This is a genomic window from Achromobacter sp. 1012554356, from assembly GCF_059760815.1.
In genome coordinates, this window is the sequence record NZ_JCBANC010000013.1 from 97,581 (window position 1) to 124,061 (window position 26,481).

Annotated in this window: 21 protein-coding genes and 1 tRNA gene; 7 read left to right on the forward strand and 15 right to left on the reverse strand. The window is 65.0% G+C overall.

Annotated elements, in window-relative coordinates; all coding sequences use genetic code 11:
• Positions 1 to 14: 14 nt before the first annotated feature.
• The 13 genes from AC6LJW_RS08960 to AC6LJW_RS09020 form a co-directional block, all read right to left on the reverse strand.
• Positions 15 to 983: a glycosyltransferase family 9 protein gene (locus AC6LJW_RS08960; protein ID WP_498087007.1), complete on the reverse strand. Its 969-nt coding sequence runs from the start codon at positions 981 to 983 to the stop codon at positions 15 to 17.
• A 97-nt stretch (positions 984 to 1,080) separates the two neighbouring features.
• Positions 1,081 to 2,289, reverse strand: a complete 1,209-nt coding sequence (locus tag AC6LJW_RS08965; protein ID WP_498087008.1) for a pectate lyase family protein — start codon at positions 2,287 to 2,289, stop codon at positions 1,081 to 1,083.
• Between the two features lie 20 nt (positions 2,290 to 2,309).
• A complete protein-coding gene (locus tag AC6LJW_RS08970; protein ID WP_498087009.1) occupies positions 2,310 to 4,223 on the reverse strand; it encodes a tetratricopeptide repeat protein in 1,914 nt (637 codons plus the stop codon).
• Positions 4,216 to 5,247, reverse strand: a complete 1,032-nt coding sequence (locus AC6LJW_RS08975) for a KpsE/RkpR family capsule polysaccharide export protein (protein WP_162253562.1) — start codon at positions 5,245 to 5,247, stop codon at positions 4,216 to 4,218. The genes AC6LJW_RS08970 and AC6LJW_RS08975 overlap by 8 nt, the downstream gene beginning before the upstream one ends.
• A gap of 121 nt (positions 5,248 to 5,368) precedes the next feature.
• Complete coding sequence (locus tag AC6LJW_RS08980) at positions 5,369 to 6,085, reverse strand: hypothetical protein (protein ID WP_056559922.1); 717 nt, start codon at positions 6,083 to 6,085, stop codon at positions 5,369 to 5,371.
• A gap of 9 nt (positions 6,086 to 6,094) precedes the next feature.
• Complete coding sequence (locus AC6LJW_RS08985) at positions 6,095 to 7,432, reverse strand: ABC transporter permease (RefSeq protein ID WP_427986041.1); 1,338 nt, start codon at positions 7,430 to 7,432, stop codon at positions 6,095 to 6,097.
• Between the two features lie 7 nt (positions 7,433 to 7,439).
• A complete protein-coding gene (locus tag AC6LJW_RS08990) occupies positions 7,440 to 8,597 on the reverse strand; it encodes a polysaccharide biosynthesis/export family protein (protein WP_056566372.1) in 1,158 nt (385 codons plus the stop codon).
• Positions 8,598 to 8,640: 43 nt separating this feature from the next.
• A complete protein-coding gene (locus AC6LJW_RS08995; RefSeq protein WP_498087010.1) occupies positions 8,641 to 10,698 on the reverse strand; it encodes a glycosyltransferase in 2,058 nt (685 codons plus the stop codon).
• Positions 10,695 to 13,172, reverse strand: a complete 2,478-nt coding sequence (locus AC6LJW_RS09000; RefSeq protein WP_498087011.1) for a hypothetical protein — start codon at positions 13,170 to 13,172, stop codon at positions 10,695 to 10,697. The genes AC6LJW_RS08995 and AC6LJW_RS09000 overlap by 4 nt, the downstream gene beginning before the upstream one ends.
• Positions 13,173 to 13,210: 38 nt before the next feature.
• Positions 13,211 to 14,470 carry a nucleotide sugar dehydrogenase gene (locus AC6LJW_RS09005; protein WP_082578769.1) on the reverse strand — a complete coding sequence of 420 codons (1,260 nt, stop codon included), beginning with the start codon at positions 14,468 to 14,470 and terminating at the stop codon, positions 13,211 to 13,213.
• A gap of 735 nt (positions 14,471 to 15,205) precedes the next feature.
• Positions 15,206 to 15,282 (reverse strand) — tRNA-Pro (locus tag AC6LJW_RS09010).
• A 166-nt stretch (positions 15,283 to 15,448) separates the two neighbouring features.
• Entirely contained in the window at positions 15,449 to 16,414 is a 966-nt protein-coding gene (ispB, locus tag AC6LJW_RS09015) for an octaprenyl diphosphate synthase (protein ID WP_056559932.1), read from the reverse strand.
• Between the two features lie 181 nt (positions 16,415 to 16,595).
• The gene (locus AC6LJW_RS09020) at positions 16,596 to 17,765 is read right to left on the reverse strand and encodes a fumarylacetoacetate hydrolase family protein (protein ID WP_056559934.1); all 1,170 of its coding nucleotides are present in this window, start codon (positions 17,763 to 17,765) and stop codon (positions 16,596 to 16,598) included.
• A 139-nt stretch (positions 17,766 to 17,904) separates the two neighbouring features.
• On the opposite strand from AC6LJW_RS09020, the gene AC6LJW_RS09025 reads away from it, so the two are divergent.
• The 5 genes from AC6LJW_RS09025 to proB all read left to right on the forward strand — a co-directional run bounded on the left by AC6LJW_RS09025 (position 17,905) and on the right by proB (position 22,071).
• Positions 17,905 to 18,663 carry an IclR family transcriptional regulator gene (locus AC6LJW_RS09025; protein ID WP_056559936.1) on the forward strand — a complete coding sequence of 253 codons (759 nt, stop codon included), beginning with the start codon at positions 17,905 to 17,907 and terminating at the stop codon, positions 18,661 to 18,663.
• Positions 18,664 to 18,932: 269 nt separating this feature from the next.
• The gene (rplU, locus tag AC6LJW_RS09030) at positions 18,933 to 19,244 is read left to right on the forward strand and encodes a 50S ribosomal protein L21 (protein WP_006216228.1); all 312 of its coding nucleotides are present in this window, start codon (positions 18,933 to 18,935) and stop codon (positions 19,242 to 19,244) included.
• A 34-nt stretch (positions 19,245 to 19,278) separates the two neighbouring features.
• The gene (rpmA, locus tag AC6LJW_RS09035) at positions 19,279 to 19,539 is read left to right on the forward strand and encodes a 50S ribosomal protein L27 (RefSeq protein ID WP_006216229.1); all 261 of its coding nucleotides are present in this window, start codon (positions 19,279 to 19,281) and stop codon (positions 19,537 to 19,539) included.
• 203 nt (positions 19,540 to 19,742) lie between these two features.
• Entirely contained in the window at positions 19,743 to 20,879 is a 1,137-nt protein-coding gene (obgE, locus tag AC6LJW_RS09040) for a GTPase ObgE (RefSeq protein WP_056559938.1), read from the forward strand.
• Between the two features lie 55 nt (positions 20,880 to 20,934).
• Positions 20,935 to 22,071 carry a glutamate 5-kinase gene (gene proB, locus AC6LJW_RS09045; protein ID WP_056559940.1) on the forward strand — a complete coding sequence of 379 codons (1,137 nt, stop codon included), beginning with the start codon at positions 20,935 to 20,937 and terminating at the stop codon, positions 22,069 to 22,071.
• A 1-nt stretch (position 22,072) separates the two neighbouring features.
• Here the strand turns inward: proB and AC6LJW_RS09050 are convergent, their stop codons facing one another.
• Positions 22,073 to 22,741 carry a winged helix-turn-helix domain-containing protein gene (locus AC6LJW_RS09050; protein WP_235512015.1) on the reverse strand — a complete coding sequence of 223 codons (669 nt, stop codon included), beginning with the start codon at positions 22,739 to 22,741 and terminating at the stop codon, positions 22,073 to 22,075.
• Between the two features lie 125 nt (positions 22,742 to 22,866).
• Here AC6LJW_RS09050 and AC6LJW_RS09055 point away from each other — a divergent pair, with 125 nt between their 5' ends.
• Positions 22,867 to 23,295 carry a helix-turn-helix transcriptional regulator gene (locus AC6LJW_RS09055; RefSeq protein WP_056566375.1) on the forward strand — a complete coding sequence of 143 codons (429 nt, stop codon included), beginning with the start codon at positions 22,867 to 22,869 and terminating at the stop codon, positions 23,293 to 23,295.
• Positions 23,296 to 23,447: 152 nt separating this feature from the next.
• Here AC6LJW_RS09055 and AC6LJW_RS09060 read toward each other — a convergent pair whose 3' ends face one another.
• Positions 23,448 to 24,017, reverse strand: coding sequence for a SecDF P1 head subdomain-containing protein (locus AC6LJW_RS09060; protein WP_105241041.1), 570 nt, complete (start codon positions 24,015 to 24,017; stop codon positions 23,448 to 23,450).
• Positions 24,018 to 24,409: 392 nt separating this feature from the next.
• Between AC6LJW_RS09060 and thiC the strand changes: the two genes are divergently transcribed.
• A complete protein-coding gene (thiC, locus tag AC6LJW_RS09065) occupies positions 24,410 to 26,323 on the forward strand; it encodes a phosphomethylpyrimidine synthase ThiC (RefSeq protein WP_498087012.1) in 1,914 nt (637 codons plus the stop codon).
• Positions 26,324 to 26,481 lie beyond the last annotated feature (158 nt).

Sequence of the window (26,481 nt, forward strand, 5' to 3'; positions counted from 1 at the left end):
GAAGGCGCGACGCGCTAACTGGTGGAAATTCCGCCCCGCAAACGCGGCGCGGGCCCGTTCAGCACCGTCATGCACGCCTCCAGCACGCGCCCCGGGTGAATCGAATTGATCTCTGACTCCCCCGCCTCGGGCACGACGTCGCGTGTGTAGTCCCGCGCCCAGAACCACTCGGGATTCGACTCGTTGAACACGCCCACGTAGGGCACGCAAAGCCCTTGGGCAATGTGGGATGGGCCGCAGTCGTTGGAGACGATCAGGCGGGCGTGCTGCATCAGCGCGACCAGCTCGGCCACGGAACGGGAGCATTCAAGGCGGAAGTCCGGCCGATTCATGTGTTTCAGGCGCTGGCGTTCGGCCGCTTCATCAGGACCGAGGACAAACGTGAAGCTGGCGTTCCCGCCCAGCCGCGCCTGGAGCAGGTCAGCCAGGACGATGTAATGGTCCACCGACCACCGCTTGAACTGCCCTGAGCCGCCACCCGGAATCAATACGATGTCGGCCGGCTCCACCGTGCCCGCGCAAGGCCGTCCGATCTCGACGAAGCATTGGCGCGCGATGGCTTCGGGGTCGTGTTCCTGCACCGTGGACAGCAGCCGCAAGTTCGCCAGGCCGATGTATTCGCGGGTGTCCTTGATGTGGGAATGCGTCCAGACGCAGTCGCCGAGACGGCGGTTTCTGAAACCCAGGCGCAGCGCAGGCCGGCGCAGCAGGTTGATGAGCGCAAAGCGCTCGCTGGAATGATGCAGCGTCAACGACGCGCTGGCGCGCGGAGGCAGCGCCTTGACCTGATCGCCGAACGCTTCCGCGCGGACAAACTGGTCCACCCAAGGCAGCTGCGTATAGAAGTCCTCCACCTCAAACCGGGAGACGACGCGGACGCGCTTGTCCGGCCACAGTTTCTTGACTTGATACAGCGCCGGGAACGCCACGATCTGGTCGCCATAGCGCGACTTGCTGCGAACGAATACAACGATATCGGACATGGCTCCTCACCTCATGAAATCACGCACGAAATCCTGATTTCTTGCAGAAATGCGCACAATCGGAAAACTCTGAAATCGATGCGCAGGGGGGCTGACCTCAGCCCGGGCAGCCCGCGCCGGTGCGCGTCGCCGGCAGGGGCGTATCGCCCGACGTATTTCCCGCAAACTTGCGAATCTTTTCGGCCAGCTCTGGCGTGGCCTTCTCGTAGCCGTAGCAGTAAGGCGGCGTCGGCGCCGACTCGGGGCGGTAGTCCTTCAGCACCGGCTTCGCATCGCCCAGGTACAGGTTGTCTTTCAACCGCAGGAAGGCCTTGTAGTCGCGGGTGTAGCCGTGATCCGCCTTGCGCTTTTCATAAGCGCCGCGATCGGAATCGCCGTTGTCCAGCGCGCTGCGTGCGGGCGCGATCGGGATGTAGCGGCAATAGTTGACGTTGATGCCTTCCACCGTGGGGAAGAACTCGGGCTCGACGCACTTGCGCTGCGCGTCGTTGTTGAAGATGTTGCCTTCGACCAGCGCCTTGGCTTCCAGGCTGAAACTCATGCCGTAGAAGTCCCAGTTCTCGAGCAGGTTGTTGAACAGGTGGAAGGTGCCGAACTGCGCGCGCGGATTGCGCTGCACGGTATTGAAGAAATAGTTGTGATGCAGCGTCACGCGCGCAATCGAATCGCGCTCGTAGTTCTGGAACAGATTCTTGGACGTGATGTTGTTCAGCAGCATGACCTTGTTCGAGTTGTGGAACTTCGTCCACGAGATCGTCACGTCGGTCGAGCCGTTCTTCACATTCAGCAGGCGGTCCGACATCCGCGACAGGTCCATGTGGTCGACCCACACGTCGCGGCTGTCGTTGGCCACATTCACGGCCTGCGTAAGCCGCGTGAGCCGCCCGTCGATCGTCAGATGCGTCAGGATGACGTTCTTCGCGCCATACACGCCCAGGCCGTCGTCGATCAGGGCGACCCGCTTGCCGCGGCCGTCGATGGTCGTGTTGGACGGGACGCGCAACTGGGTTTTCAGGACGATCGTCATGTCGGACGCGAAGCGTATCCATGCCGGTCCCTTGCGGGCCTGCGCCAGCGCGGCGCGCAGCGTGCCGGGCCCGGCGTCCTGGTCCGAGGTCACCTCGATGAACTTGCCGCCCAGGCCGCCCGTGGCCTGGGCCCCGTATCCTTCGCGTTGCGCGAGCAAACTGGAGACGAACGGGCAGTGTTCATCGGGCGCCTCGCATTGCCCGCTTGCTGTCGCCGTGCCGCCATACAAACCGGCCAACGTCAGCAGCCACACCATCACTGTCTTTCGTAGTCGCATCGCAACCGCTCCCTAAATCTTCATGCAGACGGATCCGCCGCCGTCACGTGGCGCCAGATGCCGCCACTCAACCGCAGGTTCTCCGGCGGGCCGGCCACGTGCTCGCGCAGCCGTTCGAAGTACGCCTTCTGCCAGCGCTGCGCGTAAGCGTCCGCGTCCTCGCCCGGATTGGCGGCCGGCAGCATTTCCAGCGTGTAGGCCACCTGCCCGTTTTCCCAGCGCGGCGCGTAGAACACCGACGGCACGCCCATGCGATGCGCCAGATGCGCCGCGAAACCGGAATAGGTGACGTCCTGGCCTTCGAACGTCGTGCGCGGCGCGGCGGGATTTGCCGCGCCGTCGATGGCCAGGCACAGCACGAATCCCGAATTGATCGCGCGCATGCAGGCCTTGGCGACCTGCGCCTCGGTCTGGTCGGCCGTCGAAATCAGCGCCTCGGCGTAACTGCTGCGGGCGATGCTGGGCGCCGACGCCAACCAGCGCGACGGGATGCCAACCAGTTCCAGCGCCATCAGTCCCGCATACATCGGCCCGACGTGCGCGGTGGCGACCACGACACCGCGGCCGGCGGCCAGCAGCGGCGCAAAGAAGCGCTCGCCGGTATCCAGTTCGCCCAGCATCGCCATCGCTTCTTCGACGCGCTCCTCACGGCACTCGAGCCAGTCGAACAGCAGATGGTCGATCAGGTGGCCCCAGCGCGCGCGGCGTTCCCACGTCGCACGGTCGATGTCCTTGTCGCCGCGCATCGACCAGGCCCAGTCCAACCGCGCCTGCGGAATCGGCGCGGTGTCGAGCTGTTCTTCCATGCGCGCCAGCGCTTCCTGGAAGGTCTCCGGCAGCCGTGCGCCGCGCTTGGCGACGTATTGCTCGAACAGGGCCTCGGCCTCATCCTTGCGGCCCGCTTGCGACAGCGCACCAATGGCCGACCGCTGCCACAGCAGGTTGTCGGGCGACTTTTTCAGCAGGAACATCATCTGCTCGGCCGCCGCGTCGTACTGCAAGGTGTAGCGCAGCGCGCGGGCATACAGGCCCCGCGTCTGTTCAAGATCGGGCGCCAGTTCGATGGCGCGCGCCAACGGCGCCACGGAATCCTTGTAGCGCCCGGCGCGCAGCAGGGTTTCGCCGTGCAGCGTCAGCAGCCGCACATCGTCGGGTGCGGCCTGCAGGCCGGCTTCGAAGTGCGCCAGCGCATGGGTCTTGCGATCGGCTTCGGTGCCGCGCCGCAGATGCGCCAGGCCCAGCGACGATCGCAGCGCCGCGCAATCCTGGCCAGCGCCCAGCGCGCCATCACCCAGACGGATTGCCGCCGCGGTGCGGCCGTCTGCCAGCAACGCGCGCACGGCCATCGTCGCCACCCGTTCATTGGGCAGCTTGTCCGGATCCAGCGAGGCCGCGATGCCCGACGCGTCGGCAACATCTCCATTGCGCACGAATGCCATCATCCACGCGTAAGCGTCTTCGGGCGCGCTCTGCGCCAGCGGCAGGGTCGTGCGGGCGACTTCCGCCGCCTCGGGCACGCGCCCCGCCTGCACACGCATCTGGATGCGCGCGGCATGCAGCGACGCATTGCCTGGCTCGATGCCGGCGGCGGCATCAGCTTCGGCGATCGCCCTGTCCCACTGTTCCAGACGGCCGAGCAGACTGGCGAGCAGGCGCCTGTCGTCCACCCGTGCGGGGTACACCGAGACAAGCGTCTCCAGCGCCGCGATGGCGCTGGCCAGCTTGCCCTCTTTCACGTCGGGCGAGACCAGCAGCCGCCGGACGTCGCGCCAGCCGTCCTTGGCCTGGCGCAGCGCCGGTTCCAGCGCGGCCATGTCGCGCGCCGGGTCTGCCGACGCGCGGATCTGTCCGATGACATCACGCAGGCGCGCCGTAGCGTCCTGCGGTTCGGCGCCGGCTACAGGCACGCGGTTCTCGATAGCCGTATCAACCATGACGCAGCCCCCTCAACAAAGCCATCGCGACGCGTGCGATGAACATGAGCACAAATCCCAGTGCCAGCGCCTGCAACAGCAAGATGCCGGTGCGCGGGCTGCTGGGCCGGTCCGTCGGCACCGGCTGCGCGATGATCGACAGATACCGCTGCAGGCGCAGCGCGTCCGTCATCGCCTGCTGGTACGACTGCTGCGCCAACGTCAGGTTGGAATCCGCAAACACCTGGGCATTGCGCAGCGCCTCGTATTCCTTCAGTTGCTTGGCTTCCGTGTTGCCGTCGCCGCTCAGGCGCTGACGCACGGACGCCAACCGCTTTTTCAGAGCCGCCACCTGCATCTGCGCGGGCTTGAGCATGAAATGGTCCTTGTTCTCCAGCGCCCGGATCTTGTCCAGATTGATCTGCGCGGTGCTCAGCTCGCCTTCAAGCTGGCTGGACAGGTTCAGCAGCATCGACACGGTCGCGCTGGGATCGATGTTGCCGTGCTTGGTGCGCCACGTCGTCAGCGCGTCGCGCGCCGCCAGCGCCTTCTCCTCGGCAAACTTGACCGACTCCTCGCTCACCTTCAGCTTGTCGGCCACGCCCTTCTCGTTCATCGAACTGACGAATTCCTCGGCCAGGCCGATCAGCTCCTTGGACAGCGTGGCCGCGTCCGCCGACGAAAACGCGCTGACCCGCAGCACGTCGATCTGTTCCAGCGCATTGAACGAGACGTGCACCGACGCCTGATAGGCGCGATACAGATCGTCTTCGCTGGAGTCCTCGGCCAGGCGGTTGAACGGGTCCAACCCTTCGTTCATCAGGTAGCGGCGCAGGCCGACCTTGCGGTCAAGTTGCTGCATGCTGTCGCGCGACTTCAGAAAATCGGCGACCGCCCACCCGTCGACGAACCCGCCCAGCATGCCGCCGGAGTTGCCCGTGGTGAGCAGGCTGGCCGCCGCGCCGGCGCCGCCCCCCTGGTTGGACGCCGACTGGACGAAGAACCGCGATTCGGCTTCATAGCGCGGCGTGGCGACGATCGACAGGTAGACCACCGCCAGTGCCACCGGCACCAGCACGATCAACGCGTTGATCCAGCGGTGGCGGCGGCGTTCGCGCAGCGCCGACTGCCGCTCGCGGCGGCGGCGTTCGATCTCGGAGCCACCGTCAGAACCCGAGCTGGCCTTCGTCGAAGCCGCCTCCGAGGACGTCGTCGCCTGTGCCGGAGTCGCTCCGTGATCGTCGCGGGGGATACCTGCGGAGGCACTGGTCGAGGTCGTCGTCGATGCTGAGCGCGCTTCGTTCATAGATCAAGCCTTTGAAGCAATAGTCCGCCAACTGATTCTGGCGATAACTGGAAAAAATGAGTGTCCGGCCAACCAGCCGCTCTTCGAAGAGCGCCAGCCAGAGCCGGGTGAAACGGCAGGGCTCGAAGGGGATGCTCCCTTCGATCACGTAGACATCGAACGCGGGCGCCAGCGCCAGCGCGAACGAAAACTCCTGCCGCACATAGAGCGGCCAATGCTCCATGGGCTTGGCCAGCATCTTGGGATCGCTGATCAGGTCCGCGACCAGTTCGTATGTGGCATCGGGGTCGATCTCGTACATTTCGCTGACGAAGTCGATCATGGAGAGGCCGCTGGCCTTGCCGCGGATGAAACCCTGCCGGCCGATCGCCCAGGAGACATTGCCGTCGTGCTTGACGAAGCCCTGCCGCGGCGGACGCAGACAGCACAGCACGTCCACCAGCTGGCGATGCATCTCCGGCGCGGGCGACAGCAAGGCGTAGCGCCCGGCCGGAATGTCGAGCGTGGCGTTGGCCAGCAGCGGCTGCCTGCTGCCGAAGGAATAGGGTTCGTCGGTTACGCCATTGAGATGGATCATTTTTCTCCCTCACATTGGCTGAACATTGGGACGGGCCAGACGCTCTGCCACCAGCGCGATCACCATCATGAACACCAGCGAGGTCAGGAAGTAACCCAGGCTGGCATCGTGCGATTCGTACGCATGGAAATACGCCGAACGCAACAACTGCATGCCGTGCGCCAGTGGCGACCACAGCATCCACGGCCGTAATTGCTCGGGAAACTGCTCCGATACGAAGAACACCGCCGCGAAGATCTGCAGGAAGCGCTCGATGATCGGCGCCAGCCGCAGAAAGAAATGCCAGTAGGTCGCAATCGACCCGAACAGCACGCCCATCGCCGCGCCCGCCACGCCCATCAGCACCACAAAAAGAATGAAGCCCGCCCAACTCTTGGGCAGCGTGATGAGTCCGATCGCGTGGCCCGCCGTGATCAGCACCGCAAACACCACCACGTACACCGAGACGTAAATCATGGCCTGCACCAGCGCGCACATCAGCGGCGTGACGCCCTGGAAATTCAGCAAGCCGCGCGCCGAGACATATGCCGTACTGCTGCGGAACGCGATCTGGCGGAACATGATCCAGGTCGTGGCGCCCAACAGTGAGAACGTCTGCACGTCCATCCCCAGGATGTAGTGCGTGCCCATCAGGATGTACAGCGACGAAATCAGCGTCAGCAGCACCACCGGACCGACCAGCGCCCACACCAGCGCGATGCGGCTTTCGCCGTGCATCACGCGCAGCTGATAGATGAACATCGCCATCAGCGTGCGGCCGATCGGCCGATGGCCGGCCGTGTCCTGAGTATGTCCCTCATGCAGGGAACGCAGCCGGTCGCGCAGGATGGCGAGGTCGCCCGCTTCGGTCTGCGCAACCTCGATCTCCAGCGCGATGTCGTTGCGCGACGCATGGCGACGCGCTTCGCGCGCCTCGTCCTGCTTGCGCCGCTCCACGCGGCGCGCATGCGCGGCGGCCAGCCGCTCGTCCTCGGCCACCAGCTTGGCAGGCATGTAGCCCGGCGCAAACACCTCCACGCCCGCGCGGATGTCCTGCTCCAGCAGGCGCACGATGATGCGCAGGCGCCGCCGGGAGAAATCCGCCAGGGTCTCATCGACCTCGCTGCGCGCGATCTCGGCATCCAGCTCCGCCTGCACGGCCTCGTACACCGCGCGCCGGGCCGCCACGGAGTCGTGCGGCTCGCCCTGCAGGCGGGCCAGCAGCGGCTTGAACAGCACGCCCGGCGGGGCCTTGGCCTCGAACAGCGCGGCCGGGTCCAGCCGCCAGTTGGCGACTCCGGACCCTACCGCGTAGCTGTTTTCCTTGCGGCGCGAGCGCCAGCCCTTTATCCGATCCTCGTTACTCATGGACGCGTTATTGGGCCACGCCGGTCGAACCGCCGCCCGAATCGCTGTCGATGGCTCGCGTGGCGCTGAAGCCGGCGCTCATCGTGACGCGGAAGGCCGACAGCACCTTCTGCACCTGCGTGAATGGCGCGTCCGAGATATAGATGGCCTGTCCTTCATGCACCGTGAACTCGCGCGCCAGCGCCACCTGCTCCGGCCGCGTGAGGTCGAACTGGTACACGACGGGCAGCAAGTCCGGCTTGCCTTCGGCCCCGGCCCTTGCAGGCGTGAACAGGAACACCGACCGCGGATCGGCCAGCTTGTCGTCCAGACCGCGCGAATCCGCCAGCGCGTCCAGCACGCTGTAGTTGCGCTTGCTGATTTCCACCCGGCCCTGCTGGCCGGCCGCGCCCAGCACGGTCAGGAATTCCTTGGCGTCGTAGGCGGTGATCACATCGCCCGAGCGCAGCAGGATGTCGTTGTTCTGGTTGCGGTAGATATCCGCCAGCCGCACCGAGGCCACCTGGTTTTCGCGGCGCAGGCTGATGATGAGCTGCTCGGGATTCGTCTGCACCGGCGCGGCCTGCGCCAGCGCGCTGCTCAGGCGCTGGGCGGTCTGCGTGATGGGATACATGCCGGGTTTGGTCAGGTTGCCCTGCACCGTCACCATCTGCCCGCGCGCGTCGGCCGCGCGCGTGACGCTGACGTCGGCGCCCACCACCAGCTTGCTCAGGCGCGCCACGATGGCGTCATGCAACTGCCCCAGCGTCCGGCCCTCGGCCTGGAACTTGCCGATGATGGGGAACGTGACATTGCCGGAACGGTCGATCTCCTGGTTGCCCAGGTCGCTGACGCCCGACGGGTCCGGGGCGAACACGCCCAGCCCGCCGCGCTCCCAGACGCGCACGTTGATGCCGTCGCCCGGCACCAGCTTGTCGAATCCCGCCTGCGTCAGATCGCGATAGCGCACGGGAAAGTCCGCCACGTCGGGCACCCGGCTCTTTTGCGCGAGTTCGCGCGACACGGGCATCACGATGACATCCTTGTCATCGTGAGCCCCGGTCATTTCGCTGAGCATCGGGCCGGACCGTGGGAGCTGGCAACCCGTGAGTGTCAGCGCTGCCAAGAGCAGCATGGCAAGCGTCGCGTGGCGTCGCGCGCCCAGGGCCGGGACGTTCATTTGCATAGGATCCTTCAGCTTCAGCACTTTAAAAAAGAGCAACTGCCCGTCACGCCTGCATCAGGCGCTTGGGCGCAACATCGATGCGCTCGTCGTTCTCGGACTCGGTCATGGCGGGCATGCAGATGCTCATGAACTTCGTGAGCATCGCGTCCAGCGAAAACAGCTTCTGCGCCCGCTGGCGGCTATTTGTCCGCATGTCCGCATTGCTGCGCACCTGGTCCACCATGTTCAGGACCTTCTCGCATGCCTCGTGCATGTCTGGATGATCCACGCAGTTGAGCAGGTGGCCCGTCTCGTCCTCGACAAAGCACTCTTCCGCGCCGCCAGCCGGCGTGGAAATCACCGGCACGCCGAGCAACTGCGCCTCGATCAGCACATTCGGCAGGCCTTCGTAGCGTGACAGCAGCACGCTGGCGTCCATCTTCGAATACCAGAAGCCCACGTGATTCGACAGCCCCACCAGCAACAGGCGTTCCAGCACGTCGTGCTCTAGCGCCAGCGCCTCGATGTTCTCGCGCAGGCGTCCGTCGCCCACGAGGAAAAAGCGCGCCTGCGGCCGCTCTTTCAGGTAAAGCGCCGCCAACTTGATGAAGAGCTGCGGACGCTTGTCCGGCTCCAGGCGGAACACGCCGCCGATCGTTTCCGTGGCGTCCTTGGTGCGCTCGTGGAAGGCTTCCCACTTTGCCTTGTCGGCGTCCGATGCATCGGTCGCCAGATCCGGCACGCCGTTGTACAGGATGTGGAATCGCGCAAGCGGCAGGTCCAGCCACTCGGCATACGCTTCCGCGGCCTTGCGGCTGTTGCTGACGAACACCACGCCCGGCACCAGGGCCAGCGCTTGAAACAGCTCGGGATACTCTTCGCGGAAGCGGTCCTTGCGGATGTTCGGCGGCAGGCCGCGGAACACCAGGTGGATCGTCGGCGTGCCGGCCAACAGCGCTGCGAGGGCGCCAAAGAGGCACGTGCCGTCCTGCCACAGGCTCACCACGTCGAACCGGTTGGCGCGCAGCACCGGCGCCAGACGCGTCACGCCGTAGTGCACGGGCGGGGGCAGTTGTTCCAGCAGGCGGCCCAGATTGCCTTCGGGCACCGACTGGTGCGCCACCGAGATCGCCGGCAGGCGGTTGATCTCCGTGACCGGAATCTGCGCCTTGATGAGCACCGGCAGGAAGAAATCGTCCTGCTTCTTGGGCGACCCGGACGGTTCGGTGTGCTGCTTGACCAGCACCTCGACCTTCTTGGGCCGCATCAGGATGTCCGGCGGCTGCTGGTCTGGCGACGCGGCCAGACGGGTCAGCTCGCCCGCCAGGCGGGTCAGCTGGCGCTCGGCGCCGCCCGGTCCCAGGCTGCCAGTGACCAGCGCCACCGACACCGGCTTTTCCGGGGTGTTTTCAGCGATCTTGCGGTTGCGGAAATGCAGGATCGCGTGCTTCATCGACACGATGCGCACGTCCTTGCCCGCCAGCGATTCTTCGGATTCGAAGCGCTGGTAGAACGCGAAGTCGCTGGCCAGCCCCTCGGCCAGTTCGGCCGCCTTGCTGCCGGGCGTCAGATGCTTGGCCACGGGCGCGATCGCGTCCCATGCGTCGGCCAGCAAGCCGCGCTTGCGCAGGCGCTTGGCAAACTCCACGCGCATGTTGCGATCCGTGTGCTGCGAGATCAGACGCCGGAACAGCGCGTCGGACTGCTCGTGCGCGCGGATGTCGCTCAGCAGCTTTGCCCGCGAGAACAGGCGGTCCGGATTGGTCGTCTCGGCCGGCAGGTGACGGTCGACCAGCGCCATGGCTTCGTCCAGGTGCCGTTCCTTCACCAGCCGCGTCGCGCAATAGCGCACGATCTGCAGGTCATCCGGGCATTCCTCGAGCAGGGTCGCCCACTGCTCGGCCATGCCCTCGTTCAGGCCCGCCGACTCCTGCAGGCGAAGCAGGAGGAAGCGAATCTTCGAGTCCTCCATGTAATCGCGGCCAAGCGCCTTGGCGCGTGCCAGGTTTTCCTGAGCGACTTGAACCCGCCCCGATGCCGCAACGATTTCCTCCAACTGCGCTTGAACTTGCTGAAGATCGGACTTGGCGTCCACTCGCTCGGTTATCAGAGGTGGATTCATGCTGCCTTTCTCCGGTTGATCTTCTCGATCCAAACAAGGCAGCGCTCGATGTAGTGGTCATACTGCGCCGGGTTCTCGGAACGTTCCTGCAACTGCTTCCAGTACGGCAGGGCCTGTTCGAAGCGGTGCAGACGCATGGCGCCGACCGCGGCCAGGCGCAGGCCGATGGGATCGTCAGGCACCAGCGACACGATGCGTTCGCCCAGCGCCAGGCGCTCGGTGGTGCTGGACGGTTCCAGGGCGCGCGCTTCGGCGTACAGGTAGGCCAGGATGCGGCGTTTCTCGTGGTCCACTTCCGGCATGCCGGGCCACGACTGCGCGACGCGATCCAGCAGCTTCCACGCGGCCTGATGGTCGCCGTTCGACAGGATCTCGCGGGCGCCGCGGATGGCGCGCGGGCCGAGCCGGCCGAGCTGACGTTCGGCTTCGTCCTTGGCGCTTTGATCGGCGCCCGAGTGGCCAAGCACGTCCTTGTACGCGTCGATCGCTTCACCGAACCAGCCGCCATTGAAGGCCACGCGGGCAAAGTGCAGCTTGGCGCTGAACGGGGCGGCATCGCCGGCGGCGGCCACTTCCAGGTGGCGCATCGCCGTCTTCTTGTCGCCCAGCGCATCCGCCGCACGGCCACGCATGGCGTGCAGTTCGGGGAAGTCCACGTTGGTGTCGATGGCCAGATTGGTCAGGTCGATCACTTCCTTATGGTTGCCGGCCACCAGCGCGGCCCGCACGCCCAGGCGCATGGCGCGTTCGAAGGCGCGCTGCGCACGGGCGCCAGCCAGCGCGTCGGGGTTCAGCAGACGATGCGCGCAGATGCGTTCGGCGGCGTCGCGCAGGCGTCCTTCCTCCAGCGCGCGGTTGCCTTCCTCGGCCCACGTCGCGGACTGCGATTGCAGCCATGCGCTGATCTCTTCGTGCTCGCTCTTGGCCAGGCCGCACGAGGCCGCCAGCGTCGCCGCAGCCATGATGCAACCGCGCCACGAGGCTTCCTTGACCAGTTCCAGCGCGTCGCCCTCTTCCAGCTTGGGCTGTTCGCCGGCCAGATCGCGCAGCGCTTCGCGGTCGCCTGCCAGCAGGCGGTCGCGCCACAGCACCGCGAAACCGCGGCCGTAGCTCGGGATCGCCGCGCGCACTTCATGCACCCAGCGAATCGCCGATTCCATGTCGCCGCCCGTCTGCAGCAGCGACAGCACCGTGTCGGCCGCTTCCAGCGCCATCGCGTCGGTCGGCTCCGAGATACGGAACAGCTGCTTCCAGTTGCCCAGGCTTTCGTCCACATAGCCCAGGTGGCCCGCCGACACCGCCGCGATGCGGACGATTTCCGGCGTCTCGATTTCGTCGCCCAGGAGGCCGGCGGCCAGCGAGTACGCCACGTCGTAGCGGCCCAGCTTGAACTGGTTGCGCATCAGGATCTGCTCGGCCTTGCTGCCCGAGGACAGCGCATCGGCGCTGCCCAGGAGGGCCAGCGAGCCTTCGTAGTCGCCCAGTTCTTCCTGGATGCGCGCGAAGAGCACCACGTGATCCGGCAGGCTGGGGTAGCGGCGCAGCACATCGCGCACGCGGCGCGAAGCTTCGCGCAGCTCGCCCGAATCCCACAGCTTCTCGATGCGTTCGACGCTTTCTTCCGCGCCCAGCTTGGGCACCGAGACTTGCGGGGTCGAGGAGCTCATGCGCGGACGGATGAAGTTCTTGAACCAGTCGGTGTACAGGCGCTCGGCGAAGGCCGGCGTGTAGTGGGTCAGGTCCAGCCCGCCGTCTTCCATGGCTTCGGCCTGGCCCAGCTTGTTCATCAGCGGCGTCGGGTCGTAGCACGGCACACCGATGCGCTGCGCGGCGGCGGCAATGGCGGCGATCAGCTGCTGACGCTGTTCGATGGGCACGTTATCCGGCGTGTGGGCGTTGACGTGGGTGACGAACACGACCTTGTCGCGGCCCAGCAGCTCGACGAGCTGGCGCATCTCCTGCTCGATCTCCTCGTCCGTCTGGTCGCGCTTGACGACGCGGGCGAGCAGGTCGCGGTCTTCAGTGTTCAGGCTCTTGAAGACCGGGTCCTGGTCGAGCTGCGCGCGGCGCTCGGCCAGGCGGTCAACGGCGGCCATCGACCAGAACGCGCGGGTACGGGCGCGGTCGGCAAAGAACTCGCTGAAGTAGCGGACCAGGTAATTCGATTGGATGGGATGGCCGTCGATCGTCAGCAGCTTGCGCGAGGACAGCTCGACCATGTACAGGTCGGCCGGCTTGTGCGTGCCGCGGCGAGCCTGCTCGCCATTGGACGGACGGAAGATCAGGCGCTGCACGTCAGCCGGGATGTCGCTTTGGCTGAACATGAAACGCGCCTGCTGGAGCGCTTCGGCGGCCGTGTGCACGAATCCGTAATTGCGGCCGAGCTGAAGCTTGATCGGGTAGCGGCCCACGGCATCGCGCAGCGGCGTATGGATGCGGCAGGTTCCGATCGGAGCGATGGTAAATGCGGTCATTCAGGGTCTCTCCTGTATTGATGGATTACGAGCCTGAACTAGAGAGTCCAGTACAAAAGGTCGGCCGGGAGCCGTTTGGCATCCAGGACGGACTTCAAGTCGCAGACCATGCCGCCGTTCTTGACGAGCTGAGGCAGGTCTTCCCAAAGGGTTTCCATGGTTTCGCGGTGCGGCACCGCCAGGATCAGGACGTCCATGTCGCGGAAGTCTCCGCGGTCGGCGAGCTTGATCCCGTACTCGTGCTCCATCTGCTCCGGATCGACCATCGGATCGCACGCGACCGGGGTGATGCCGTACTGGCCCAGCGCGTGGTACAGATCGACGATCTTCGAGTTGCGGATGTCGGGCACGTTTTCCTTGAACGTCATGCCCAGGATGCCGACGCGGGTAGACGCATTCAGGCGGCCGCTGCGCGCAAGCTGCTGCACCAGACGCGAGGCGACGTGCGCGGCCATGCCGTCGTTGATGCGGCGGCCCGACAGGATGACTTCGGGGTGATAGCCCAGTTCCTGGGCTTTGGACGTGAGGTAGTACGGATCGACACCGATGCAGTGGCCGCCCACCAGTCCGGGCGTGAACTTCAGGAAGTTCCACTTGGTGCCGGCGGCCGCCAGGACCTCCGAGGTGCGGATGCCGACCAGATCGCAGATCTTGGACATCTCGTTCATGAGCGCGATGTTGATGTCGCGCTGCGTGTTCTCGAGTACCTTGGCCGCTTCGGCCACCTTGATCGAGGAGGCGCGGTGCACGCCTGCGTCGATGATCTGCTCGTACACGCCGGCAATCACTTCCAGCGATTGCTCGTCCTGGCCGGACACGATCTTGACGATCTTCTCCAGCGGATGCTCCCGGTCGCCCGGGTTGATGCGCTCGGGGCTGTAGCCCAGCTTGAAGTCGACGCCGGCGCGCAGGCCGGATGCCTTCTCAAGCTCGGGGCCGCAGATTTCCTCGGTGGCGCCGGGGTGAACGGTCGATTCGAAGACCACGATGCAGCCCGGGCGCAGCACGGGGCCGATGGCCTGGCACGCCCGCACCAGCAAAGAGAAGTCGGGGTTGTTTTTCTCGTCGACCGGCGTCGGGACGGCCACCACGAAAAAGTCGCAGCCTTCCAGTTCCGACAACTGGTCGGTGAACTGCATGGGGGAGGCAATCAATACGTCGCGTTCGATCTCGCCGGTCCAGTCATCACCCTCTTTCAGCCGTGCGATTCTTCGCTTGTCCACGTCAAAACCGATGACATCAAAGCGCCTGGAAAATGCCACTGCCACGGGCAGGCCGACATATCCAAGGCCACACACTGCGATTCTCTTTACCACGGGGGACCTCACTGTTTTCGTCGTGTCGCAGACACTAGAAATCGACGCCCCGAAGCGAGTACGTCGACATGAAATCGAAATACCCTTGCCGTATAGGGGCGGACGTATAGCTAAAAATGAATTTGGCTCGGTATCCGGTTAACTATCCGGGTAGCGAGCCTGGGCATCGTAGAGGGGTCGCGCAGCAAACTTTTTGCTAAATATTTTTATTGCTGCGGAAATAAATCAGGACAACCCGTAATAAACCCGGGAAATCCCTAGAAAAATTACATTCATTACACAAACCGCAACATGCGACAGATGTGCAATGTAATCAAATATGAAAAGACGTTTTTCTTGGTCTGATTTAACCAAATTGAAAAGTCATTATCCAGATCGGTAGCTTATTTAGTTATTGCGTAAGGCAATATAAAAAACTGCACCATCCTGGATCACCGCTGCCCATTATCCGCACGAAACAGCCCGGATTTTCATTGCCCGGTAATAAATGACCGGGTCGCGGACAATCTAGCGGGCGATGTGGGAGGTCACGCTATATGAGGTGTCAGACACCGGCCGCTGAGACGCAATGCCTCAAGGGTGTCAGACACCGGCCGCTGAGTAATAGTTTTTGCATTCAGCCGCGCAAATGCAAAAAAGCCGGCAGCGCTTGCGCGATACCGGCTTTCAGCCAAAAGGTGTCGGGAAACACCTTCTTAAATTCTCGACCACATGAAGTGGTCGGGGCGAGAGGATTCGAACCTCCGACTCCTGCGTCCCGAACGCAGTACTCTACCAGGCTGAGCTACGCCCCGATCTTGACTACTCATTTAGCGGTGCTCAGACCCACTAAACGTTCACTGCACTTTCTTTACTGCACTTTCTTTACTGCACTTGCTTCACTGCTTTTTCACCTAGGCCATCTGACTGCTCAGATCGTTTCGGTGAACCTCGCCTGTGAATTTTTACCGCCGTTTTTTGCTAGCGATCTCTATTCACCGCGAAAGCGCAGAATTCTAACAGAGAATTTTGAAAAGGGGAAATGGGGTAGATCGAAAGGGCTTCGCGGGCCAGTTCGGCCTCGGCCACGGCGGCCAGGCGGGCGTGCTCCAGCGCGTCCGTGGCCTGGATGGCGGCGGCCACGGCGGCAAAGTCGGCGTCGCCCGTCTTGATGGCGTCGCGGATCAGTTGCTGCTGTTCGGGCGTGCCCACTTCCATGACACGGATCAGCGGCAGCGTGGGCTTGCCTTCGCGCAGATCGTCGCCGACGTTCTTGCCCAGCGCGGCGGCGTCGCCGCTGTAGTCCAGGACATCGTCGACCAGCTGGAACGCGGTGCCCACGTGGCGGCCATAGGCGGCCGCGGCGGCCTCCTGCTCGGGCGTGGCGCCCGCCAGCACGGCGCCCACCTGGGCGGCGGCTTCAAACAGCTTGGCGGTCTTGTAGCGCACCACTTGCAAGTAGCGCTCTTGCGAGACGTCCGGGTCATGCACGTTCAGGAGCTGCAGCACCTCGCCCTCGGCGATCACGGTGGTCGCTTCGGACAGGATGCTCATGATGCGCATCGAGTCGGCCTCGACCATCATCTCGAACGAGCGCGAGTACAGGTAGTCGCCCACCAGCACGCTGGCCGCATTGCCGAACACGGCGTTGGCGGTCTCGCGGCCGCGGCGCAGGTCGGACTCGTCCACCACGTCGTCGTGCAGCAGCGTGGCCGTGTGGATGAATTCCACCACGGCGGCCAGCAGTTGGTGATGGGTGCCTTCGTAGCCCAGGGCGCGCGCCACCATCAGCACCATGGCCGGGCGCATGCGCTTGCCGCCCGCCCCAATGATGTAGTCGCCGATCGTGCGGATCAGAACCACATCGGAATTCAGCCGCTCGCGGATAACCGCATCGACGGCTTTCATATCGTCAGCTATGGGGGCAATGAGCGCGGGGAGATTCAAGACGTATCCGACAAGTGTGAAGCGAGCCGCGTGACGGCTCTTACCGCTGGGCCCGCCAGCGGTCGGCGGGGGATTCGACCACGGATTATACGGGGAGTGCGCGGGAAATCCGGGCACGCATGCCGCAAGCGGCAGAGCCCGGCCCCACGGGCCCTGCCCCAGGTCGGATCCGCCGGCCGGCTCAGCGCCCGTACGGCAGCAGACCCCGCGCGGCCAGGTTGGCGTAAAGCGCGCGCACGCCAAAGGTCCAGGGCGGGATTTCGGTGGCCAATTGCACCTCGTTGACCAGCGCACCCAGGCGCTCCGAGGCAATGACGACCCGGTCGCCCGTCACGTGCGTGAAGCCGGAGCCCGGCCCCTTGCGATCCTTCGACGGCGAGAACATGGTGCCCAGGAACAGCATGAAGCCGTCGGGATACTGGTGGTGCGCGCCGAAGGTCTGGCGAACCAGATCCAGCGGGTCGCGGCTGATTTCGCGCATGTGACTGACGCCGTCCAGTTCGAAGCCGTCGGGGCCTTCGATGCGCAGCGAGACGTCGGCGTTGCGTACGCTGTCCAGCGTGAAGCCGCCGTCGAACAGCCGGATGAACGGGCCGATGGCGCAGGAACCGTTGTTGTCCTTGGCCTTGGTCAGGAGCAACGCGCTGCGGCCTTCGATGTCGCGCAGGTTCACGTCGTTGCCCAGCGTGGCGCCGACCACCTCGCCCCGGCTGTCGACAGCCAGCACGATTTCCGGCTCGGGGTTGTTCCACTGCGATTCCGGCAGCACGCCGATCCGCGCCCCAAATCCCACGGACGCCATGGGCGGCGTCTTGGAGAAGACCTCGGCATCGGGACCGATCCCCACTTCCAGATACTGCGACCACTGGCCGCGCTCGACCATTTCGGCTTTCAGGCGGACGGCTTCGGGCGATCCCGGACGCAGCCGGGACAGATCGGAGCCGATCAGCGCCTGCATGCGCACGCGGATTTCCTCCGCGCGGCCGGCGTCGCCGCCCGCCTCTTCCTCGATCAGGCGTTCCAGCAGGCTGATGGCAAAGGTGACGCCCGCCGCCTTCACGGGCTGCAGATCGCACGGCGCCAGCAGGCGCGGCCCGTCCGCGCCTTGCAGCGTGGCGGCCATGAGGGCATGCGCGTCGCCCAGGGACTCGCCCTTGGCCTCGCGCGCCAACGAGACGCGGTCGGGATGGTCCAGCAGATCGGACACCGTCGGCACCGTGGCGGTGATGTCGATCACCTCACCCGCGCGGACAACGACCACGCTGGGTCCGCCGGCAGGATCGGGGCGCCACACGCGGCCCACGAGCAGGGCGTCGGGCAGGTCGGCAGGCAGCAGGTTGTTGTCGTTCATGGCGTCTCCTCGCTTGTGCCCGGTCAGTGGCGGGCGCGTGATTGTTTTGTGCCGGGCATGGCGAGCCCAGTCTAGGAGACTTCATTTATCATGTCCAACATATTGCTTTTCAGTCCAACCTATTGGAATAATCGCCATCATGGCCGCCGATTACGACGTTCCCGCCATCCGCCGCGCGCACGACATCCTGCGCGTGCTGTCCGGCCGTCCCGCACCGGTGAAGGCCGCCGAACTCGCGCGAGCCTGCGAGATGCCCAAGAGCACGCTGTACCTGCTGCTCGACTGTCTTGAGCAACGCCGGTGGGTCGAACGCCAGGATGGCGGCTACATCATCGGACTGGAATTGATGGCGCTTGGCGCCGCCTACCTGCGGCACGATGGGCTGCAGGCGGCCTTTCACCAGGCCGCCGCCGGTTTCGTCGAGCGCTGCAACGAGGTCGTGCAGCTGGCGGCGCTGGATGGATTTGACGTGGTGTACCTGGCGCGGGAGGACGCGCGCCGCCCCGTGCGCCTGGTGTCCGACCTGGGCCTGCGGCTGCCCGCGCACGCCTGCGCGCTGGGCAAGGCGCTGCTGGCCAGCCTGCCGCCCGAGGACCTTGCCGCCCGGCTCCCCAAGACTCTGCCCCGCGTCACCGACCGCACGATCTCGGACCCCGCGCACCTGCACCGCGATCTCGACGACGCGCGGCGGCTCGGTTTGGCCCAGGAGCAGGAGGAGGTCGCCACGGGTCTGGTGTGCTTTGCGGCCTTTGTCGGTGTGACGCCGCTGGGCAAGCGGGTGGCGGTCAGCACGTCCATCCCCACCGACCGGCTGGACGACGCCCACCGGCAAGCGGCGATGGACGGCATCCGCCGGGTGGCGCGCGACATCGCGCTGCGTGTGATCCCGGGCGCATGAAGCCTTCACGCCACACCTAAGCCCTTAGCCTGCAACGGCTTTTTGACTTTCCAAAAGTCCCGGGCTAATATCTCGGATTCGGTCAGCAATGGCCGAATTACGTCGGTTGTTCGTGCACGCCGCCTGGCATCATCGGAAGTCCTGATTCAGCGGACTTTCGGCTAGTACAAGCGCTAGTACCAGCACTGGTACGGCAGGCCAGCACGGCATTCTTGCCCAGCAGGGCAGGCAGCTCGAACGAACCCATTTACCTATTTAAGGAATACCCCATGTACGCGGTCGTAAAAACCGGTGGCAAGCAGTATCGCGTTGCCGCTGGCGAAAAACTCAAGATAGAACAGATACCGGCTGACATTGGGCAAGAAATCACCCTGGACCAAGTGCTGTCCGTGGGCGAAGGCGACCAACTGAAAGTTGGCACGCCCCTCGTCTCCGGCGCCGTGGTCAAGGCAACGGTTCTTGCGCAAGGCCGCCACGACAAGGTCAAGATCTTCAAGATGCGCCGTCGCAAGCACTATCAGAAGCGTCAGGGCCACCGTCAGAACTACACCGAAATCCGCATCGAAGCCATCACGGCTTAAGAAGCGACTCGGTACCACTTAGCAGGAGCTAAACATGGCACAGAAAAAGGGCGGCGGCTCTACGCGGAACGGACGCGACTCAGAATCGAAGCGTCTGGGCGTCAAGGCATTCGGCGGCGAATTGATTCCCGCTGGTTCGATCATCGTGCGTCAGCGCGGTACTCGCTTCCACGCTGGCGTGAACGTCGGCATGGGCAAGGACCACACCCTGTTCGCGCTGATCGACGGCAAGGTTCAATTCGGCTTCAAGGGCGCATTGAACAAGCAGACCGTTTCGATCGTCGCTGCCGAGTAATTCGGATAGCGCGCCCGCGGACGCCAAGTCCGCGGTTGCAAACGATCTGGGACGCGGTCCGCCGCGTTTCCCGAACGGCAAAAGCCCTGTCGCGTGCGGCAGGGCTTTTTTGTTTGAAGGCAATTGGCGAGTAAGCTCTCGATTGCCTCCCGGCGGCTCCCCTGTAGGGACGCCCGCCCTCACCCACTACACGCGCAGACACCATGAAATTCGTAGACGAAGCCACCATTGAAGTGGTCGCCGGTAAAGGCGGCAATGGCGTGGCGAGCTTTCGCCGCGAAAAATTCATTCCCCGCGGCGGTCCCGACGGCGGCGACGGTGGCCGCGGCGGCACCATCTACGCGGTGGCCGATCGCAACATCAACACGCTGATCGACTTCCGCTACGCGCGCCTGCACCGCGCCAAGAACGGCGAAAACGGCCGCGGCTCGGACCAATACGGCGCAGCCGCTCCGGACATCACCCTGCGCGTGCCGGTGGGCACGATCATCCATGACGCCGACACCGGCGAAGTCCTGTTCGACCTGAACAAGCACGAGCAGCAAGTCGTGCTGGCCGCCGGCGGCCAAGGCGGCATGGGCAACATCCATTTCAAGTCCAGCGTGAACCGCGCGCCCAAGCAGTGGACGCCGGGCAAGGAAGGCGAGCACCGCTACCTGCGCATGGAACTGAAGGTGCTGGCCGACGTGGGCCTGCTGGGCCTGCCCAACGCCGGCAAGTCGACGCTGATCACCCGCATCTCCAACGCCAAGCCCAAGATCGCCGACTATCCGTTCACCACGCTGCATCCCAACCTGGGCGTGGTGCGCACGTCGCCGTCGCGCAGCTTCGTCGTGGCTGATATTCCGGGCCTGATCGAAGGCGCCTCCGAAGGCGCCGGTCTGGGCCACCTGTTCCTGCGCCATCTGGCGCGCACCCGCGTGCTGCTGCACCTGGTGGACGTGTCCACCCCCGACCCGGACGCGGATCCCGTCGAGCAGGCCGTCACGGACGCGCGCGCCATCGTCGAGGAACTGCGCCGTTATGACGCCGACCTGGCCGCCAAGCCGCGCTGGCTGATCCTGAACAAGCTGGACATGGTGCCCGATCCCGAGGACACCAAGCGCCGCTTCCTGGAACTCTACGGCTGGACCGGTCCGGTATTCGGCATCTCGGGCCTGTCGGGCGAAGGCACCCAGGACCTGATCTACGCGCTGCAGGACTACCTGGACGCCGAACGCGAGAAGGAGCAACTTGCGCAGGATCAGGCCGAAGGCACCTACGTGGCGCCGGATCCCCGCTTCGACGAGACGCGCAGCGACGCTGACAAGCCGGCCGCGCCGCGCGGCGGTAACGAATAAGCCATAATCGCAGTCCTTTCGATTACGCTTTTTTTCGCCGCAGCCGGCCGCCATCATGTCTGCTGAATCACCCGCCGTTTCCGTCGTCACCCACGCCCAGCGCATCGTCGCCAAAGTCGGCTCATCGCTGGTCACCAACGAAGGCCGAGGCCTGGACCGCGCCGCCGTCGCGCACTGGGCCGCGCAGATCGCCGCCCTGCACAAGCAGGGCAAGCAGATCGTGCTGGTGTCCAGCGGCGCCATCGCGGAAGGCATGGCGCGTCTGGGCTGGCGCAAGCGCCCGTCGGTCATGCACGAACTGCAGGCCGCGGCAGCCGTGGGCCAGATGGGGCTGTGCCAGGCCTACGAGGCCGCCTTCGCCGAACACGGGCTGCGCACCGCGCAGATCCTGCTGACCCACGAAGACCTGGCCGACCGCCATCGCTACCTGAACGCGCGCAGCACCCTGTTCGCCCTGCTGCGTCTGGGCGTCGTGCCCATCGTGAACGAAAACGACACCGTCGTGACCGATGAAATCCGCCTCGGCGACAACGACACGCTGGGCGCGCTGGTCACCAACCTGATCGAGGCCGACACGCTGGTCATCCTGACCGACCAGCGCGGCCTGTACGACTCGGATCCGCGCAAGAATCCGCAAGCCAAGTTCATCTCGCATGCCCAGGCCGGCGAACCCGCGCTGGAAGCCATGGCGGGCGGCGCGGGCAGCGGCATCGGCACCGGCGGCATGCTGACCAAGGTGCTGGCCGCCAAGCGCGCGGCCCACAGCGGCGCGCACACCGTCATCGCATCGGGCCGCGAACGCAACGTGCTGACGCGACTGGCCCAGGGCGAGTGCATCGGCAGCGAACTGCAGGCCGTCCTGCCGGTGTGGTCGGCGCGCAAGCAATGGCTGGCTGATCACCTGCGCCTTCGCGGGCGTGTCGTGCTGGACGACGGTGCCGTGCAGGCACTGCTGCGCGAAGGCAAGAGCCTCTTGCCCATCGGCGTGACCGACGTCGAAGGCGAGTTCGGCCGCGGCGACGTCGTGGCGTGCGTGGACAGCCAGGGCCAGGAATGCGCCCGCGGGCTGATCAATTATTCGTCCGCCGACACGCGCCGCATCTTGCGCCAGCCGTCGTCGCAGATCGCGCGCATTCTGGGCAGCATGACCGAACCCGAGCTCATGCATCGGGACAATCTGGTGGTGCTGTAAGTCAGGCGCCGTCCATCCCCGAAGGCGCCCTGCCCGCGCCCTCGGGCAGCAGGATGTACCCCCAACCCCGCACCGCCAATAGCGGAAGTTCGATATTGAACCGGCGCGCCTTGCTGCGCAGCCGGGACACGACGACGTCCACGCGCCGCGCGCTGTCCAGGGGATCGCGCGCTTCCGCCGGAAAGAAGTTTTCGCGATGAAGACAGTGGCCCGGCGCATTGAACAACCGCACCAGCACGGCGCGCTCGCGAAGCGTGAGCGGCAGGCGTTGACCCGCGGGGCCCACCAGCACGCGTCCCGGCGACACGACGCGCCACGCCCCGGGTCCGCATCGCGCGCGCCGGTACAGGCTACGCAACAGCGCATCCCACTCCAACGGCTCCGTGCCGGCCGGCACACAGGCGTCGACGCCCGCGTCCAGCGCCGCCGCGCGCTGGATCGCGGTGGCGCCACCGTCTTGCCACACCACCCGCGCGCCGGGCGCCGCGTGGCGCAAGCGGCCGATTAGATCGGCAATGCCGGCGCAAGGCCCCTGCAACGCGAGCAGATCCGGCGCGTCGTCAGGCAGGTGTTCCTGCAGCGCGTCCACCGATGCGAAGACGCGGGTGTCCCATTGAAATTGGCGCAGCACAGCGGCAAGCCGCCACCCCGCCACATTTTCAGATGGCATGATGAACACGCTGCCCCGCTCCCACATGCGACCGCCCCAGAAGTTATCACCCTAGTGTTATTTATATCCACCAACGTGACCGCCCCGCAAGCTTCAATCGCCGTGTGAAAACATTCTCAGACCGACTGAAGCATGCGCGTCTTCTTCGTGGCCACACGCAGAAGGCGCTCGCCCGCTTGGTGCGCATCTCCCAAAGTGCTATCGGCAGCTACGAAAGTGGTTTGCGGCATTCGAGCCGATCCGCGCGCAAGCTGGCGCAGGTGTTGAAGATCGAAGTCGAATGGCTGGAAACCGGCAAGGGTCCCATGGAGCTTCCCCTGGAAGCCTACGACTTGAGCAATACCTTGCCAGTATCAGGCGTTTCCGACGCGGCGCCGCGTCCCGGCGGCCGGCCCCGGCCCTTGGCGCCGTGGCCCTACCCCAACATTTCGCCCTCGCAGTTCGAATCGCTGACGCCTGACGAACGGGCAATGCTCGAAGCGTTGACCCAGACCTTCATCGAAACTACCTTGCTTCGCCGCGGCGTCAAACCGCGCGGCCGCAAGATCGGCTGATTGCGAAACGCGCTGGCGGCCGTCGACGCGGAACCCGTCATCCCGCTCGTTTCCGGCCTGGCGCACACCATGCAAGCGCTTTCCCTTCCCGCCCAAAGTCGCGACGCAAAAAAAACCCGGCTACAAGAGCCGGGTTTTTTGCGCGCCCTGAATCAGGGCTTGGCGGCGGGCGCAGGCGCCGGCGCGGGGGCCGTGCCACCTGCCGCGGGTGCGGCATCGCCACGGATGCGGGCGGCGATTTCAGAGGCAGCCTGAGCCGAAGGCACGCCGAACGCCAGGACGCCGCGGTTGAGCGGTTCGCCGATCAGCGGCGCGGCAACCAGTTCCTGATCGATCACCAGGGCGAGCACGCTGCCGACGTTGGCGGTGCTGACGGTGGTGAGCTTGCGCGTACCGGCTTCGGAGAAACGCAGGCCAACGAAGTTCTGGCCTTGACGGTCGACCAGCGCGGCGGCATCGGTCAGGTCAGCGCGCGTGAGGACAGGCGTCTCCTGCAGATAGAGCTTGCCGTCCGGGAGGCTGACTTCACGCAGGCCGGCGCCGGGTTCGCGCTTGGCAAGATAGAAATCCACGCGCGCGGCGGTCGCGGGCGTGGCCGATTGCTGGCCTGCCTGAGGCGTGGCCGCGGCGTCGGACGTCTTAGTCGGGGCGGTCTTGCAACCCGCTAGCGCCAATGTCACGACAACGAGGGCGGGCGCCAAAGTGCGTAGGTTCAGTTGCATGCTCGATTCCTTCTTAAGTGGGCTGATGCCGAACGGTAAGACTCTAAGACTGTACACGCGGCGTGTGGAAAAAAGTGTACCGAACCTGCATGACGGTGTCTGCCTAGACTGAATCCAAATGTAAAGCAGTAATACCAGCCTGCTGGAAAAGCCCTATTTCTGCGGCTTGGCGGGTAGCGCGCAGATTGATGGCGGCACCGGGCGCACTTGGCTCTATACTTCGCGTTCACGCAGGGGTACTCGTCCCGCTTCAGGGCGGCGACGTGTTGAGAGAGTCCCTTCGTACCAGTACGGATAATGCCGATGCTGGGAGCGTATTCCCGCCGCGCGTCTTCGCACGCCTGGACGGGAGTCCATCCCGATCGGCTCCAACCACTCGCTTGGAGCTTTCCATGAACGCCAATCCCAAATTCCTGGCCGCTACCGCCGAAGTCGACGCGGCGGCCGTCGCACCGCTGCCCAAATCCCGCCGCGTGTATGAAGTGGGCTCGCGCCCCGACATCCGCGTGCCCTTCCGGGAAATCGAACAGGACGACACCCCGACGATGTTCGGCGGCGAAAAGAACCCGCCGCTGACGGTGTACGACTGTAGCGGTCCCTACACGGACCCCGAGGCCAAGATCGACATCCGCCGCGGCCTGCCGGAACTGCGACGCGCCTGGATCGATGAGCGCGGCGATACGGAGCTGCTGTCCGGCCCGACCAGCGAGTACGGCAAATCGCGTCTGACCGACCCCAAGCTGACGGCAATGCGCTTTGACCTGCAACGCCCGCCGCGCCGCGCAAAATCGGGCGCTAACGTGTCGCAGATGCACTACGCGCGCCGCGGAATCATCACGCCTGAAATGGAATACGTGGCCATCCGGGAGAGCCTGCGCCGCGAACACTACCTGCAAACGCTGCGCGACAGCGGCCCCGACGGCGAGAAGATGGTCAAGCGCCTGCTGCGCCAGCATCCGGGCCAATCGTTCGGCGCATCGATTCCCGCCGCGATCACGCCGGAATTCGTGCGCGACGAAATCGCCCGCGGCCGCGCGATCATTCCGGCCAACATCAATCACCCGGAAGTGGAACCGATGGCCATCGGCCGCAATTTCCTGGTGAAGATCAACGCGAACATCGGCAATTCCGCGGTCAGCTCGGGCATCGGCGAGGAAGTGGAAAAGATGACGTGGGCGATCCGCTGGGGCGGCGACACGGTGATGGACCTGTCCACGGGCAAGCACATCCACGAAACCCGCGAATGGATCATCCGCAACTCGCCGGTGCCGATCGGCACGGTGCCGATCTACCAGGCGCTGGAGAAGGTGGACGGCAAGGCCGAGGACCTGACCTGGGAGATCTTCCGCGACACGCTGATCGAGCAGGCCGAGCAAGGCGTGGACTATTTCACGATCCACGCAGGCGTGCGTCTGCCGTTCATTCCGATGACCGCGGACCGGATGACGGGCATCGTGTCGCGCGGCGGCTCGATCATGGCGAAGTGGTGCCTGGCGCATCACAAGGAGAGCTTCCTGTACGAACGCTTCGAAGAGATCTGCGAGATCATGAAGGCGTACGACGTGAGCTTTTCGCTGGGCGACGGCCTGCGCCCGGGCTCGGGCTACGACGCAAACGACGAGGCGCAATTCGCCGAACTGAAGACGCTGGGCGAGCTGACACAGGTAGCCTGGAAGCACGATGTGCAGGTGATGATCGAAGGGCCGGGGCATGTGCCGATGCAGATGATCAAGGAAAACATGGAGCTGCAGCTGGAACACTGCCACGAGGCGCCGTTCTATACGCTGGGGCCGCTGACGACGGACATCGCCCCTGGCTACGACCACATCACGTCGGGTATCGGCGCGGCACTGATCGGCTGGTACGGCACGGCGATGCTGTGCTACGTGACGCCGAAGGAACACCTGGGCTTGCCGAACAAGAAGGACGTGAAGGACGGCATCATCACGTACAAGATCGCGGCGCATGCGGCCGATCTTGCCAAGGGACATCCAGGCGCGGCGATCCGCGACAACGCGCTATCGAAGGCGCGGTTCGAGTTCCGATGGGATGATCAGTTCAACCTGGGACTGGATCCGGATACGGCGAAGGAGTTTCATGACGAGACCTTGCCGAAGGATTCGATGAAGGTGGCGCACTTCTGCTCGATGTGCGGGCCGCATTTCTGCAGCATGAAGATCACGCAGGACGTGCGGGATTATGCGGCGGCTCAGGGAGTTAGCGAGAAAGAGGCGCTGGCGAAGGGGATGCAGGAGAAGTCGGTGGAGTTTGTAAAGAAAGGGAGTGAGGTTTATCACCGGCAGTGAGTGGCTGGCGGGGGATGATGTTGATGGAGTGTGGGGGTTGCGGCTTGCGGCTTGCGAGCTTGCGGCTTGCGGCGGATCGGGTTCTTTAGACGCCCGGCGCGGCGTGGGCCTGGGGCGGGCGGGGCTCCGATTGCGGTCCGGAGCCTTCGCTCCGGACT